The sequence below is a fragment of the Pseudomonas sp. B21-012 genome (assembly GCF_024749305.1).
Taxonomy (GTDB): domain Bacteria; phylum Pseudomonadota; class Gammaproteobacteria; order Pseudomonadales; family Pseudomonadaceae; genus Aquipseudomonas.
This window is the reverse complement of record NZ_CP087197.1, coordinates 2,702,608-2,718,572: the sequence shown is the minus strand read 5'-3', so window position 1 is coordinate 2,718,572 and position 15,965 is coordinate 2,702,608. Positions and strand designations below refer to the sequence as shown.

General features: G+C 57.1%; 8 protein-coding genes. 6 read left to right on the top strand and 2 right to left on the bottom strand.

From position 1 onward, the window contains the following. Positions 1-6 precede the first annotated feature (6 nt). From LOY37_RS12365 to LOY37_RS12340, 6 genes are read left to right on the top strand one after another with little or no spacing between them, the layout of a single operon-like run. Entirely contained in the window at positions 7-1,017 is a 1,011-nt protein-coding gene (locus LOY37_RS12365; protein WP_093383300.1) for a polysaccharide deacetylase family protein, read from the top strand. After that, entirely contained in the window at positions 1,014-2,318 is a 1,305-nt protein-coding gene (locus tag LOY37_RS12360; protein ID WP_258717032.1) for an oligosaccharide flippase family protein, read from the top strand. The genes LOY37_RS12365 and LOY37_RS12360 overlap by 4 nt, the downstream gene beginning before the upstream one ends. Further along, positions 2,315-4,234 carry a hypothetical protein gene (locus tag LOY37_RS12355; protein ID WP_258717031.1) on the top strand — a complete coding sequence of 640 codons (1,920 nt, stop codon included), beginning with the start codon at positions 2,315-2,317 and terminating at the stop codon, positions 4,232-4,234. The genes LOY37_RS12360 and LOY37_RS12355 overlap by 4 nt, the downstream gene beginning before the upstream one ends. A gap of 34 nt (positions 4,235-4,268) precedes the next feature. Further along, positions 4,269-4,958: an N-acetyltransferase gene (locus LOY37_RS12350; RefSeq protein WP_258610551.1), complete on the top strand. Its 690-nt coding sequence runs from the start codon at positions 4,269-4,271 to the stop codon at positions 4,956-4,958. A 4-nt stretch (positions 4,959-4,962) separates the two neighbouring features. Further along, entirely contained in the window at positions 4,963-6,135 is a 1,173-nt protein-coding gene (locus tag LOY37_RS12345; protein WP_258717030.1) for a GNAT family N-acetyltransferase, read from the top strand. Continuing rightward, a complete protein-coding gene (locus LOY37_RS12340; protein WP_258717029.1) occupies positions 6,107-6,895 on the top strand; it encodes a carbohydrate deacetylase in 789 nt (262 codons plus the stop codon). Before LOY37_RS12345 ends, LOY37_RS12340 begins: the two co-directional genes overlap by 29 nt. A 71-nt stretch (positions 6,896-6,966) precedes the next feature. Here LOY37_RS12340 and LOY37_RS12335 read toward each other — a convergent pair whose 3' ends face one another. Beyond that, positions 6,967-14,880 carry an RHS repeat-associated core domain-containing protein gene (locus LOY37_RS12335; protein WP_258717028.1) on the bottom strand — a complete coding sequence of 2,638 codons (7,914 nt, stop codon included), beginning with the start codon at positions 14,878-14,880 and terminating at the stop codon, positions 6,967-6,969. Positions 14,881-15,029: 149 nt separating this feature from the next. Next, positions 15,030-15,722 carry a hypothetical protein gene (locus tag LOY37_RS12330; RefSeq protein WP_258717027.1) on the bottom strand — a complete coding sequence of 231 codons (693 nt, stop codon included), beginning with the start codon at positions 15,720-15,722 and terminating at the stop codon, positions 15,030-15,032. Between the last annotated feature and the right edge of the window lie 243 nt (positions 15,723-15,965).

The window sequence follows — 15,965 nt, the reverse complement described above, 5'->3', positions numbered from 1 at the left end:
CCTGACATGCCGATAAAAACCAGTATCAAGCGTGCCAGCGGTTGGCTGTACCTCAACTCCCCCAAGGGCCGCAGCCAGTTGCGCGGCGCCGGGGTGATCCTCATGCTGCACCGGGTGCTGGCCGACGACGACAGTGCCGCCCTGCCGCACCGCAATGAACTGTGCGTCGGCCCCCAGGCCTTCGAACGCCTGCTGCGCTGGTTGCAACGCCACTTTGACTGCGTACACTTGATGGACCTGCTCAAGGCCCACGAACACCCGCGCAGCGGCAACCGGCCGAAAGTGGCCCTGACCTTCGACGACGGCTGGCGCGACAACGCCCTCAATGCCTTCCCGCTGCTGCAGCAATACCAGGTGCCGGCGAGCATCTTTTTGTCCACCGACTACATCGGCAGCCGCCAGCGCTTCTGGTGGGAAAGCCTCGGCGAAACCCTGTGGGGCACCCACGGCGAAATCTCCCGCCGGGCGCTGATCGAGCAACTGCGCAAGATCGGCCGGCCGCTGCCGGCCGCCTACTTCATGAACGAGCGCCCGCACGCGCGCAGCCAGGCCCTGGGCAAATACCTGCAAAGCCTGAAAAGCCTCAGCCCGATGGCCCTGCATCACCTCACCGACGCCTGCCCGGCTGAATCCCTGCCCCAGGCCCTGGACTGGAACCAGGTACGCCACCTGGAAAACTCCGGGTTGATCAGCTTCGGCCCCCACGGCGCCAGCCACGCGCTGCTGCCGGGCCTGGACGACCAGCGCCTGGAAGAAGAACTGAGCCGCAGCCACTACGCCCTGCAACAAGGCTGTAAACAGCCGCTGCCGGTGTACTGCTATCCCAACGGCGACCACGACGCGCGGGTGCGCGAGCGCCTGGCCGCGCACCGCTACCCCTTTGCCCTGAGCACCCGCGCCGGGATCTGCCAGGGCCATGACGACCCCCTGGCCCTGCCGCGCATCAGTGTCAGCCAGCGCAGCGCCAGCCGCCCTTCGCTGTTGGCCTGGCGCATCAGCCGCGGAGGCCGCCCATGAGCCGCAGCCACTACGTGCGCCACCTGCTGCTGAGCATGGGCACGCGCCTGGCGATGATCGCCCTGCGGCTGATGCGCAACGTGCTGCTGGCGCGCATTCTTGGCCCCAGCGAGCGCGGCCTGTTCGCCCTGCTCAGCACCCTGCCCGACCTGATCAGCGCCGCCACCAGCGGCGGGCTCAACACCGCCGTCGGTTACCAGGCGGCCAAGCAGCGCAACATGGGCCTGCTGCTCAGCCAGGTGCTGATCTACGGCTGCCTGGTGGCCGGCGCCTTGACCCTGGTCTGCGTGGCCCTGGCCCGGGAGTTCGGCACAGAACTGGAAGTGACCACCCAGCTGGGCCTGCTGGCCTGGCTGTTGCTGCTGGCGGTGCCGTTGACGGTGCTTAAAAGCGGCCTGCTGACCCTGCACAACGCCACCGGCGGCGTCGGCGCCTTCAACGCCCTGCGCCTGACCGAGTCGCTGGTGCCGCTGCTGCTGTTTGTCGGCCTGTTCTGGATGTGGCAGCACGCGGCCCTGGAAGCGGCGCTGATCAGCTGGCTGCTGGGCCTGAGCCTGGTGGTCATGCTCGGTTTGTACTGGCTCGGCCGGCAGCACTCGATCCGCCTGTGCTGGGACCGCAGCGGCCAGCGCGAGCTGCTCTCCTATAGCGCCAAGAGCCACCCGGACTTATTGTTCCAGCAGGTGATTCTGCGCTCCGACTACCTGTTCATCAGCGCCATGCTCGGCAGCGCCGCGCTGGGCCATTACGCCATGGCCAGCGCCGCCGCCGAACTGCTGCTGATCGTCCCTGAGGCGGTGACCACACCGCTGATGAAACGCCTGCTGCAGCAGGACGCCGGCATGGACAAGCTCACCCCGCTGGCCCTGCGTCTGACCGCCACGGTGATGCTCGGCGCCTGCCTGAGCATGGCGCTGATTGGCGAGTGGCTGATCGTCACCCTGTTCGGCGCCGAGTACCAACCGGCCTATCCGGCGCTGCTGGCTTTGCTGCCGGGGCTGTTCGGCCTGTGCTATGCGAGCATCCTGCGCCTCGACCTGCTGGGCAAGAACCGCCCCGGCACGGTATCGCTGATGATGGGCCTGGGCGCGGCGCTGAACCTGCTGCTCAACGTGCTGTTGATCCCCACCTATGGCATCGTCGGCGCTGCGGCGGCCTCATCCATCGCCTACCTGGCGGTGACCCTGGCGATGCTGCTGGTGTACTGCAAGCTCAGCGGCGTGCCGTTCTGGCAAACCCTGCTGGTACTGCCCAGCGACCTCGCGCCGCTTCGGCAGATGCTGCAACGGCGGCCGGCATGAAAGCCCTGGCCCTGGTGGTGAGCGGCGTGCTGGTGAGCGCCACGCTACAGGCTGCGCCCCTGCAATGGGGCGACTTGCGCGATGGCAGCCTGTACCTGCAAGTGAGCAAGGCCGACACCGTCACGGTCAGCTGGCAACCGGCCTGGCAGGCCGAAGCCAACCCCGAGCGTATCTTTTTGCTCGACGGCCAGGGCCACTTGCAGGCCGAGCGCGCGATCGAGGCCAATGAAAGCCGAGGCCGGGTGCAATGGCCGCTGGCGGCGAGCGCCAGCGACTACCAGGTGGAAATCCCCGGCTACAGCTTTCGCCGTTACCGCATCGAGCATGCCGACAGTACCCGGGCGCTGTTCGCCCCGGCCAAGGTGCACTTCAGCGCCGAAGTCGGGCCCAATGTCGAGCTGTACTTCAAAGTGCCCGCGGGCGAGAAAGCCACCCTGGCCGGCAAATATCATGGCGGCGTACGCAGCCTGCAGGTGCAGCGCCTGGGCGACAGCCAGCAACTGAGCCTGGCGCTCAAGCCCTACCCCGCCTATTGGCAGTTCGATCGCCTGGCGCTGCCGCAGTCGAGCAAAGAGCAGACCTTCCGCCTGCAACTGCAAGGCCGTGGCAAGGTGGCGTTCTGGCTCGACGGCAGCGCCAACCTGTTCGCCCAACAGCCCGGGCAACTACGCCCGCTACACAACAGCGACGGCAAGGTCGCGCTCAGCCTTGGCCACACCGTACTGGGCCGCACCCCGGACCTGGGCGTCAACCTGCCCTATGTGCTGCCGCCGCCATCGAGCTACGCCGTGCTCGATACCCTGCAACCGCAAGCAGCCGGCTACTACAGCTTCGCCGACCTGCTGGCACGCAAGCCCGGCTATGAAACTGCCTTTCGCAGCTTTTACCAGCAACGCTACAACATCAAACAGGACATCACCCTGCTGGCCGGCACCGGCCGCGAATCGGTACTGGCCGCCGACCGCATCCGCAACGACGGCCTCGACGACTGGCTGAACACCACCCGCACGCTGGGCGGCAACAGCCTGCACTACCTGGCCTTCGCCGACGAACCGAACCTCAACTACAGCGACTACCCCACCTTCAGCCGCTACTTCCAGGCCATGGCCGAGCGCGTACAACGCAGCCCCGGCGCCCGCGAAGCCGGGGTGCGCATCGCCATGCCGGCAAGCTCGCGACTGGTCAACGGCCCGCTGCACAGCGACAGCGAAAAGCGCATCGGCCTTGACTGGGCACAGCGCCTGCTCAAGGAGCACGGTGCGCAGATCGACGCCCTGGCCTGGCACGAATGGATGGTCCGCGACCTGCTGGCCACCCGCAGCTACCGCGACTCGGTGCGCCAGGCGGCCAGGCTGGTCGGCCTCGATGCCCGGGGCCGGCCGAACAAGGCGCTGCTGCTGGACCAGACCAACCTCTCCAGCGGCTCGAGCCTGAGCCCCTACGACCAGGAAACCCACTTCACCGCCCTGTGGTGGGCCTCGGTGGTGATCAACGCCTCCCAGGACGGCCTGCTCGACATGCTCAACTGGTTCCACGTCGCCGACGAGCCCGAATGGCCCAAGGGCATGGTCCGGGTGCTGGGCGAAAACCGTTTTGAACTAAAGCCCGTGGGCCTGGCCCAGCAGTTCATCCAGCAGCACTGGCTCGACCAGGTGCTGGCGCTGGACAACGACGCCTTCGAAGTCGACGCCCTGGCCATGGCCCGTGGCAAGCAGCGCAGCCTGTTGGGGGTGAACAAGGGCGAGCGCCTGCAACAGGTGACCCTGGCCACCGAACAACGCTGCGCCGCAGGCGCCCTGAGCTTTTTCGGCCCCGACAACAGCACACGCCGCGCGCAGTTTGTCTGCGAGCAAGGCCGTATCCATTTTCAATTGCCAGGGCAAACCTTGTTCGCCCTGACCTGGAGCGCGTCATGAGCGCGCACCTCACCTGCCAGAAACAGGAGGCACCATGAGTGCTTTGAGCAAGATCCAGGATCGCATCCAGCGCAAAGGACTGCGTAATACCATCAACGCTGGGGTCAAGCGCTACCTGTTCTACCATTGGGAATTGCTGTGGATGGAGCGCGACCTGGTCAGCCCCGTGCCGCCGCACAAACTCAAACCCTACCCGCCGCTGCGGGTCGAGCCGATCACCGTGCACAACGTACGGGCCTTCGCCAAACACTTTGGCGACCGCATCGAGACCATGCGCGAGCTGGCCGCCGAGGGCCACACCGGGCTGATGTTCCTCGATGACGCCGGTGACGTGGTGGCGTTCATCTGGGGCAGCCTGCGCCACTACCACGACCGCCACTTCTACGGCTGCTGGTTCCCGGTCGAGCCCGGGCAGTTCTTTGAATTTGGCGGCGAGCTGGCGCGCAAGTACTGGGGCACCGAGCTTTCGGTCGACCTGCAGCTGGAGCTGTGGAAAGCCATGGCCGCCCAGGGCTGCGACACCGTGGTGGACGTGTGCGAAAGCCACAACATCCCGGCGCTCAAGCTGCACCTGCGCATGGGCTATAAGGAACAAGGACGGGTTATGAATGTGTACTGCCTGTTCGGCCGCTGGAAGTTCTACCGCGAAACCCGCTACAGCGAATCGCGCCTGGAGCCCCTGCGCAAACCTGAAGCAAGCCCCGCCCCGGCCACGGTGACCTGAACCCATGAGCCTTGAACTGCAGTGGTATCCGTCGCTGGCGGCGGCGGACTTCCCCGCCGCCGACTACGAGCAACTGCGTCAGCAACTGGCCGACAGCACGCCGTTCAACCACCTGGGCTGGCTGCTGGCGGCCGAAGCGGCCCTGACGGCCGGGCAACAACTGCAGGTGCTGGTGGGCCGCGACCAGGGCCGGTTGTGCCTGTGCCTGCCGCTGGTACGCGGCACTGAGCGCTTTGGCCCATTGACCGCGCAGGTGGTGCGCCACCTGGGCTACCCGCTCAGTGACCGCATCGCCCTGCTCTGCGACCTGCCGGCCAAAGCGGCCGCGCAGGTGTTACGGGCGATCCGCAAGCAACTGCCCCATGCCCTGCTGCAACTGGACGAAGTGCCCGACGACGCGGCAACCCACAGCCTGCTCAGCCGCTGGGCAAGGCGCAGCTCTACCCATGAGCAGCGCCTGAACTGCCGGGTGCCGGTGCACCGCATCGTGCCCGAAGACCGTCAGGAAATCAGCGGCGACCCGCGCTACAAACTGCGCCGCGCGCGTAAGCGCATTGCCGCCTGCGGCGCCCAGGTACGCCGGGTTACTCCGGATGCAAACACCATCACGCCACTGCTCGATGCCATCAGCGCCGTCGAAGAGCTCAGCTGGAAAGGCGACGACGAGGTCGGCATCTTCTCTGGCCGCCTGCGCCGCCAATGGATGTACCAGGCTTTCACCGCCCTGGCGGCCCAGGGCCTGGTGCGCATGGTACTGCTGGAGCTCGATGGCCGCTGCATCAGCTACCGCCTGGGGGTGTTCGAGCGCGGCCGGGTGTACGACTACAACCTGGCCTTCGTGCCCGCCTATGCCGAGCTTGGCAGCGGCCGGGTGCTGCTCGAAGAATGGATTCACTGGGGCCTGGACGACGGCTGGGAGTGGGTCGACGCCTCGCGGGTGAGCCTGCACAACTCCAGCCACCAACTGCACGAACGCATGAGCGGCGCCGTTGAACACCAGCGGCAAAGCTTCTACAGCTGGCGCCCCAGCGGCCTGGCCCTGGGCCTGGCCTTGCGCCTGTGGCAACGCTTCAAGCCACAGTTGCAACGCCTGCGCCAAAAAACCTCGGCCACAGCCGCCGAGCCCGACTCGCCACAGGAGAACCCGGATGCCCTCACAGGTCATAGTCAACGCTGACGACTTCGGCCTCAGCGCCCACACCAACGCGGTCATCCTGCACGCCTTCCAGGCCGGGCTGATCAGCTCGGCCACGGCCATGGCCAATATGCCGGCCTTCAGCGCCGCCTGCAGCCTGGCGCAACTGCCGGCCTTGCGCGGGCGTATCGGCCTGCACTTCAACCTCACCTACGGCCGGCCGCTGAGCCAAGCCATTCGCCAGCAGCCACGCTTCTGCGCGCCCAACGGCGAATTCGACCTGCGCCTGAAACAACGCACCCTGCGCCTGAGCCGCGCCGAGCGCGAGGCAGTCGAGCAGGAACTGCAGGCGCAGTGGCAACACTGCCTGAACCAGGGCCTGATGCCCAGCCACCTGGACTCGCACCAGCATGTGCACAACATCTGGCCCATTGGCGTAATCGTCGCCCGCTTTGCGGCGCGCGAAGGCGTAGCGGTGAGGTTGGCGCGTAATCTTGGGCATAACATCGGGCCGCTGAAGCGGGTGTTCAAGACGTTGCTAAATAGGCGCTTGAAGCAGTTAGCGGGGGCGACGGCGGATTATGTGTGTACGCCGGCGGATTTACGCGCGGGGTTGGCGCCGGCGGATGGGTTGCTGGAGGTGGTGGCGCACCCGAGTGCGTTGGGGGGGCATGATTTTGGCGATGCGTATTTGGGAAGTGGGGAGTCGTTGAAGGCGTTGGTGGACTTGCGGTTGGGGGGGGTGCCTAGGGTGGGGTATGGGATCTTGAGTGAAATAAGTCAAGGAACCGTAACGCAATAAAATCCAGAAAATAAAACAGGGCTTCTCTCGAAGCCCCAAAAAAGAACAATTAACTACAGCTTGCAATTAATCTAAGGGGCATAACTTGGCACTGGCAACAGATTATAGACACTCAAAAAGCGCTCGTCATTACGACCGTAGCAGAAAGCCATAATATGATGCCCTGGCTGCCTTTCCCAGGCGTCCAATACAGCCAAAGGAGTTTGACTGTTCAATTCATGAATGGCGATCGCCCTCTTGTTTGGAAATGGATTATTCATTGATAGTTTTCTCAAGTCCTCCTTGAAAAAAGCAGCTTCATCCAATTTAGAGTTTCTAATCGCCGACGGCCTCCCCCCTAATGGTTTGTCCACCCAATTATTACCTGATCGCTCTCCATGGGCCCCAGAGTAAAAATGGACATCGCTGTGCGATCCACGACGTATTATCTGTTGCACCGGGTCCTGCAAATCACCACCATTGATTGTAGTATTAGCACCCCAAAAGTGCCGATCACCGTACCTTGGATCGATTATTGACTCTTGATACCATCGAAGAAACTGCTTGGGCTTCGGAACAACTGTTACGAGGGTGTTCTTATGGAGGTTGCCGAAATAAACTGCCCGCTCTGCTCCAGTTTCATTACGAACAGCACTGTGTATTGCTGCAGTTCTAGCCCCTCGTGTGGTCGCAAGCTTTGCTGCCGTTACTCCTGACACAGCACTAGCCATCCCAAACCCTAATCCAACATAAGCCAACGTCGATGACAAACCAGGGTCACTTTCTTCCAACAGGGCCGAAGCAATCTCGAACCCCGCCGCAACAATCGCGAGGCCGGTCGCAGCTACTGCCAATGCCATTGAAGCCCCCCCCCCCGAAAAAGGAGCCGTCAGTACCCCCAAGACTGCAGTAGCAATGCGAAATTCCTTAGTATACATGAAAGGTTGACTCTCCATGCGACTGTACTGCGCAACTGCCACATGGCCACTAGGATCATGATAGTTCACTGGGTCGCCACCACAGTATACATAGGTAGCTGCGCCTCCGGCACCGAATGGACTCCAACTGTCAGGGCTCTGGAAATGCTGAAGTATTGGGTGATACACCCGATAGCCGTTGCCTAGATAATAAATTCCTAATTCATGCAACGGTTCTCCTTTGAAGCCAAGCCAAGTTGTTGACTTGGGATCTACAGGCCGATAACCATAGGGCAGATAATGAAAATAGTTAACGACGTCATCTGCCGCATTGAAACTTGCAAACACACTACCTGCCGCATCACGCAACTCGAAAGTCGTCGCTTTCAAGCTTTCGCTTTTCTCTTCGGCACGACTAATAACCTGCTGTAAAAAACAACCGCCACTTTCATTGAGCAAAGTAATGCTGCGCTCGTATTTACCATAGTAGCGGCTACCCTTGGTATTTATTTGATGCAGCGCGTATATCTTATCTCCACGATAGTGATATGTTTCGGTGCGAGAACCAAGGGTAGTACCGCGATAGCGGCCCCGATCATCATAATTAAATGTATAAGGAGTGGGATCGTCAGCAAAAGTAACACCATAAGTATTAACCTGACCATTTTCATGATAAGTTATATGTCGCCCCATGGAATTGGTAGTCCGCCCCAATGTATCAACCGTTAGAGACTGACCGCTGTACTCAGTCAGTGCTCCCGGTTGCTTACTGGCGTAACTGAACGTCGAGTGCGTGTTCTCAGGGGCATGAGTACTTACTTGAGACGTTGAGTTACCGAGAGCATCATAGCTGAACGTTTGGGTAACTACTTTCTTACCGTTTTCATTTAAAGGAAATTTCCCGCCAGTCCGCCCCCAGTACCCAACTCTATTCTTCCCGTCGTATGTATAATTATCAGTGTAGCCGGCATCATCATCTATCTGGAGCGCACTCGACTTCAAGCGCCCGTCTCCAAAGTACGTGCGCACAAGTGTGTGCGCAGCCAACCCATCGCAACTAAATTTACGCGAAGTCTCATTACCACTTACATCATAGGTGTAATCCACAATCATAGCTTTACCGCTTGCCACATCCTGGATAACTTCCGTTGTTAGTTGGCCATTATCTGCATAGGTTAGCGTAGTGATACATGCGCTACTTGTCGATCCTGTTCGACGACCGAGGGCGTCATACTGGTAAGCTGTGACATTCCCCACCACATCAGTAAATTTAAGAATCTTCCCACAAAGACTAAATTCTGTCTTCGAAACACGACTTACGGACTCACCGGCCTTCACGAGCTGCGGGAAACTCTCAGTATAGGTTAACGTTTTACTATCGTAGTTACTGGAGCATCCATCCACCGCTGGAGGAGCACCAGCGCTACTTTCTTTGGCCCATCCGCTAGCGCCGTCATAACTGAATGTAGTGACCGCACCGCTAACAGTTCGAGTAGCGACACGACCTAGCACATCTATGGTCTGCTTGCCAAGGGAAGTCTCAGTACTGTCGGCTTTCACGCTGGAGGAAATCGCTACACTGGTTAGGCTTGCGTTGGAATAATTGTTAACTAATGTTACACCATCTAGAGTTTCCGCGGTTTGCCGACCAAACAGGTCATATGCATACGTGGTTGTCTTACGATCTTTAGGGGTAACGAAATCAATCTCCCCTGCATCATTATAGCTAAACTTTATACTGTCGAACTCGCTAGCTACTCCATCCGCCGTTACGACCTTATACCGCTTGGCTTCCTTCAACTGGCCGCTTTCCGAATAATTGCTTACTTGCTTAAGATATTCTTTGCCTGCCACTGCACCAAAAGTCTCGACCAGCGAGTGCTGAGTAAAATTATATTGCATCTCCGCAAAAAACTTCCCCATAGTAACTTTTTTTGATTTTGCTGAAACCTCAACAACTTGGACCTTTGTATCGATCACCTCCTCTGCAGCGTTTTTTAGCTCTATTGTAACAGTACAGGTCTTACCGTCTCCCGCATACGCCCAGCTAGTAATGTGAGTGCTCTGCTTTGCACCCGAACCATCGTAGTCATAGGTACTAACAGCGACAACCCTCCCTCGACTATCGTATTGGGTATAGGTGGCTTCTAGCCAATCATTTCCCTTAAGGCATATCCAAGTGTGTGTTTCCCGACCAAGTTTATCGGTGACCGTACGCTTTTTTCCATGTTCAGTGCTGCGTTCATATTGGTACCCCCCGTCTACGACGGTTACAGCATAGTCTGTATTGCGAACAAGCGATTCGCCACGGGACACCTTTTCTTTGGTCAAAACACCGCCTTCACCGTAACTCAGTGTGGTCGTTATCCCTTGACTATCGAGGCTTTCTTCCAGACGACCTCCGAACCCGACACGGGTCTGGCTAGAAGTACCACATGATTTCCCATCCACGCTTACAGTCGTTGTTGTCTTGACCTTACGCGCACTTGCATTCTCGATTTTATATTCAAACTTTGTTTCTGTTTCAGAGCCCGCAACAACATTACCCTTACCATCCAGAAAATGAGTAACAACCGAACTAACGCGACCACATTGAAAGGTATCCTTGGTATCTTTGTGGTAACCAATCTTCTCGACCTGCATGGAACCCTCTGCCATGCTCTTCAATTTAAAGCCCTGGCTGTATATTTTACTTTGCTTTAGAAGGCTATCCTTTAACTCATCAATTTTTCTCTGCAACTTTTTCTTTTCCTCTGCCCCGACCGTATTTTTCTGTGCTTCCAGGCTATCCAGCAGCGGTTTGGCCGCAAAGTTGGCAACAGCAAGTTGTTGGGCGGAGATGTCTACACGTTCGATATCTGGCTTAAGGACCGTGAGCTTTATCGCTGGCAGGACCGAATGTTGCCTGCCAAGGGCCTCGTGAGCAGGCGACTGCGCCGCCTCGTAACCATAGTATGTCACACGTTGTGGAACCTCTCCCCCCTCCTTGATAAGGTAGACATATTCCGACTCGACATGCGAAGTGCAATTGCTTACATCGCCCGGATAGTTGATATCCAGCGGCAGATTGAATGAACTTTTTGCATAATTATTCGCACTGACAGACATGTCGACAGCTGAGTCAATGCGCGTCCCCCAGGTCAACCCTGAACTGCCAAACGCGAGGAACCCCCAGCCAACCGGGTTGGCGTAATCTAGCGGCTTGAGCAATGCATTGAAGAAACCACTAGCATGGGTCGTTACTTTATCCTCTTTTACCCGATACTGGCGATAGTTATTGAAATAAGTCCACTCGGTTACTTCCTCACCCTTAATCAGCTTGATTATATTACCACGCGGATCGAGTTCATAAGTCACTTGTTCAACTGTGGCACCATCCACTTGCTGCCTGGAGGTCACCACCAGCACATGACGCTTATCATCAACCTGCATGCTCTGTTCGCTGGATATGCTCACACCGGCAACCATCCGTGTTTCCTTGGTTTGGCGGCCGTGCTCAAACGTCAATACTCTTTTTCCGACATTTAACCAACCCTGAGAGCAGCTGATGGTGACCTGATTAGGCGTATCATAATTATAGGTTTCGGTTAGCGCATCGATCCCACCGCCCGGTGCGATGGTATAGGTTGAAACTTTATCGCCCAAGTACGTCAGAGATTCCGTTTGCACGTGGCTCGGTGCGGCTGCGCCTGCTACGGTGGTGGAAACTTTCAGTTCCTTTAGCTGGTTACCATCGGTTCGAATGTCGTATCTGCGCCCACCCAGTAATCCTTTGCCTGCTGCGGTTATCGTGTGTGCAGTTGATGACGCGTTGGCAATGTCATAATTTACTTCTTCGCCCGAACCAGGAAACAATGATAGTTTATTCAAGCTTGTATCAGCATGTGTAAATTTAACCAACACCCCTGCGTCATCAGCAATGGATTCAATTAGTTTAAAATCGAACGATAGTTCACTTGACGACATGAGCCAAGAAAATTTCAGCTGCCGCCCACTAGGAGATATCAAGTGATCTAAGTACATGTTGACGATGCCACTAATATTCAAGTTATCGCTAAGTTCAATGCGATATACCTCAATCACTCCATTTTTTCTAACCACATCCAGCCTATTAAAAGCGGCATGCAGGGTATAGTCTTCCCCTTCGTAACTTTGCCCTTCGAGTATATCAACCGCTATCAGCCTACCGTCCGATAGCCGAAGCTTCTTGCTTAGCTTGATCGTGAATGCATCATTTATTAGCTCCCGCTCGCACGTATAGACGTCTAACGACTGAACCCTAACTTTAGCACCATCAACAACAAGCCCAAGATCAAACATCGGCCCAAGCCCATCATTCCCAACCAAGCGCGCAACAGGAATATTCCAGTTACTCTTGCCGGCACTAGGATCAATCGAGACATAACGTTCCCCGCTATAGCCAACATTCGCCAATGCTTCGGCAGCGGCAGGGATTTTATCTGCCGTATTACCCAGCACCGCACCATGCAGGTTAATCTGCGTAACGGCTTTATCTTTGCTTGTGATAAGTTGATAAATTTCGGCTGCGGTGGTTCTTTCTGTATCGACAATGATCGTATATTGCAGGGGGAAAGTTGCAGGGTCCTGTGCCGTCATCCCCACTTGAGCCTCTTTTCCCTCCGCAGAGACGGAGACGGTCCACACTTCAATTCCTTCTTTATCGGGCCGATGTTTACTACCGTCGTACAAGCCTGGCAGCAGGTAAATATCTTTTGCTGTAGCGTCGCCACTACGCAGCGCACCTCCACTTGCCCTGGCGTTACCTGATGAGGTGGACTGCACATCTTGCAAACGGAAAATCACATTTCCTGCACAGGAGTAACCGAAGGTCGAGTCCAGCGGATCGAACGATGCCAAGTCCTTGCCAACCCGCATGTTTGCAAAGCGGTCATCGTAGGCATTGAACACCATGTCCGGATTGGTTTGCAGCAAGTGCAACAACTGCTCATACTGGTGACGAGGGAGCTTCGACTGCAAGCGATCCAGCGTTTCAGGATTCTGCCAGAAGTATTCGCCCCACTCACTTTGCCCTTGCAGTTTTTTGTGAAGCAATTGGTCTTCCACCGGGTATCCATAATGGTCCTGGATAAACTGCGCGACGGCCAAATCGTCGCGTATGTAGGGGTCGCCATACATCTCGCCGCCCATGCCGGGAAACTCAGGAAAGTTTCCATTTTCAAGCATCTCAAATAGATAATCTGCTCGATCCAGAAAATCGGGATGCGCCAGTCGGTAGTTTTGACGATCATCACCGTGTACGACTTTATAATTATCTATGGTCCCACGAATCCATACAGCTGGTTCTCGCCATTCGGGCTCTACATACACCGACTCACCATTAGGGCGACTTACCGGCCAGTCATTAAGCAGCATCGGTGCACCGTTCAGGTAGACCTGGACATCGGGGTAACCTGCCAGCCCCTGAATCAGTTGATGCACTTCTTTGCCGCTATTGCGCTCGGTGTCCACCACGATCTTGTGATAAGTCCAGCCCACTTCCATTGGTGATGGCTGTACTCCCACCTGAGCGAGCTGGTGGTCGGGGCTGAGCAATACCCACCAGGTTTCGATACCGTCCAGCACCGGCAGCTCGGTGTACTCATCCGCCAGACCCGGTACCAACCAGATGCTATCCGCCCGCTGCTGGCCGCCTTGATCGGACAACTTGAATACTGCATCCCCTGCACTGCCAAAGCCTAGGGTCGAATCGGCCGCGTTCAATGCAGCGTAGTGCTGCCCCACCACCAGGTTGGCGAAGCGCTTATCAAATGCCTCCAGCACTCTACGTGGTTTGCGCCGGAAGTTCTCAAGACGGTTATTGAAAAGCGTATCGCTCAGGGGAGAACGAGGCCGCAGTTCGCTGTCTTTTTGTGGGTCAAAACGCGAAATAAGTCCCTGAGGACCGAACTGGGCATCTTTGTAGGTTTCAATCGAATATTCGGTCGCGAATGTCTCATTGAAGTAGGCGACCAACGCAGCATCATTACCCAATGGCGGTTCTGCCTGATCCGCTGGAACGGGCTCATTGAAGGTGGCGGGAAGCTCACCGCGCAGGTAGTCCCGCAAGAACAAGTCGAAGCGTCGAGTGAACTCCGGATAGACCAGGGGATGCCGCTGGCCTTGCATATCAGTGACTTGCTTATGGTCATGAACAGTGCCGCGGACCCAACTGAAGTTACTGGTCTGGGTGCCGGGGATGCTCGGGATCAGGCTATCGTCATCGGCAATGTCTTTGCCGCCGGCCGTCACGCCCAATACCGCTCCGGTGCCGCCGAAGATAGTCGCAAACGCACGCAGGAAGTTGTGCAGCGTCTTGCCCGTATTCCTGCGGGTGTCGACGATAAAGTGATAACGCACCTTGAACTCGCTGCCGGCCGCAAAGGTGGTACCGATCTCGACCCGTGACATGTCACTGGTGAAGGAGGCCAACCACACTTCAACGCCTTCAAGTACTGGCATGTAGGCACCGCGATAGAACACACCGGGCAACAGCCAGACATCATCGGCCTGGATATCCCGGTTGGCTTCTACAGGACGGAAAGCGACTGATGATCCGGAGCACGAGTGACCGAAGCTGGATTCGCGGGCATCAAACGCACAGTTGAAGGTACTGTTACGCATGTTTTCGAAGCGGTCGTCGTACGCTCTGATCACGGCCTGCGGGTTTTTCTTCAACACTGCCAGGCGCCTGGCCATCTCATCGGTATTGACCATCGGCTGCGGGTACGTTTGCTGGATTCGGTTGATATCGTTCTTCAAGTAGAAATCGAGGAGCGCGGCGCCGAACAGTGGCTCTGCTGCCTGGGCAGCGTCGAAGTCCTTGAGGTCACTGGCAAACGTATCATTGAAAAAGCTGACCATCGCTGCCGGAGAACTTAATGTCTCCAGTGGCTCGGGCGTTTCATGTTTACGGTACTGCAAGGCAAACTCATGACTCAACAGACGCTTCAGATAGTCTCCACTATGAAGGAAGTATGGATAGACCAGATCATAGTGAAACCCGTCATCGCCAATAACTTGTTTGTGATCAAACACTGTACCGCGGAGCCAAAGTGCAGAATTACTCATGACCGCTTCCTCACATTCGACACAACTTTATTGATAGTTACGAACTAGTTTGCAGCCACGCGCCTGGCTCTGGTTAACCAGACCCAGGGCTACCGGCAATTAAACAAGCAATGAACTTTGTTCTTTAAGCTTGAGATGCTGGAACCGTCTCAGCTTACCTTGACCCAGGGGCTTTCCGTGGTACCGCCAACACTAATCAGGCCACCTACAATATCCGACAGTGCGACGATCCCTGATAACGACTGGAATTGTCGGTCGCGCCCGGCCATCGCCCCGACGATATAGCCGTGCGCAGGATTCAGCCCGATGAATGCAATTGCACACTCGCTACCGGCTGGATCTTTGTAGTGAAAGTTTCCCGTCATTTGATATACGCGGCTGGCCGTTTCTACGGTTCCAAAAAAAGTACCGGCTTCGTCATCAATTGATTCAGATGGAATGATTAATGTTGCACCCGCGAGGTCATCACGATAACGTCCAGCCAACAGGCTGCTAGACGCTAGTTTAATACCTGTACCCTCTCCCTTGCGCGGGCCGGTATCAATAGGCGCTCCGGTATCAGGATCAATTTCGGGATCGGTTCCGGTTCCGGTTCCTGTATCGCTGTGTGCGGTGCAGCCCCCTTTGTAAGGTGGCTTCTCACAGTTGATAAACCACTTACCAAACCAGAACTCATTGTAAATGTGCCCGGACGCGGGGTCTTTGAACCATCCTTCAGGGGTCAACGGTTCAGTTGGCTTGGTTGGGTCCGTTGGTTTGGTTGGGTCGGTCGGGTCGGTGGGCTTGGGCAGCTCGGGTTGGCGGGGGCTGTCTGGAATTACGATCCATTGAAAGAAGGGCATTCGACTAACTCCTAAACCTGTTCGGGAATACAGCAGTTTTCATCGATGTCGCCAAAATAGATTGCCCTTCCTGTCGCCCCTTCGCTACTGACAAAAATGATAGTTTTATCATGCAACCAGATGTAAAGAGGGCCCGTCAGACGGCGCGAAGCAGGGCACTTTTCCACGTCAACGCTGTCGTTGATTGCTCGCCCGAGTAGGCTATAGTTGCGTCGACCACACCAAGCCCTTCCCCGCCTCGCT

What these genes read in the sequence shown, in the direction of transcription:
- LOY37_RS12355 (WP_258717031.1), top strand. Translation starts at nt 2,315, where the DNA reads ATGAAAGCCCTGGCCCTGGTGGTGAGCGGCGTGCTGGTGAGCGCCACG.
- LOY37_RS12345 (WP_258717030.1), top strand. Translation starts at nt 4,963, where the DNA reads ATGAGCCTTGAACTGCAGTGGTATCCGTCGCTGGCGGCGGCGGACTTC.
- LOY37_RS12335 (WP_258717028.1), bottom strand. Translation starts at nt 14,880, where the DNA reads ATGAGTAATTCTGCACTTTGGCTCCGCGGTACAGTGTTTGATCACAAA.
- LOY37_RS12340 (WP_258717029.1), top strand. Translation starts at nt 6,107, where the DNA reads ATGCCCTCACAGGTCATAGTCAACGCTGACGACTTCGGCCTCAGCGCC.
- LOY37_RS12360 (WP_258717032.1), top strand. Translation starts at nt 1,014, where the DNA reads ATGAGCCGCAGCCACTACGTGCGCCACCTGCTGCTGAGCATGGGCACG.
- LOY37_RS12350 (WP_258610551.1), top strand. Translation starts at nt 4,269, where the DNA reads ATGAGTGCTTTGAGCAAGATCCAGGATCGCATCCAGCGCAAAGGACTG.
- LOY37_RS12365 (WP_093383300.1), top strand. Translation starts at nt 7, where the DNA reads ATGCCGATAAAAACCAGTATCAAGCGTGCCAGCGGTTGGCTGTACCTC.
- LOY37_RS12330 (WP_258717027.1), bottom strand. Translation starts at nt 15,722, where the DNA reads ATGCCCTTCTTTCAATGGATCGTAATTCCAGACAGCCCCCGCCAACCC.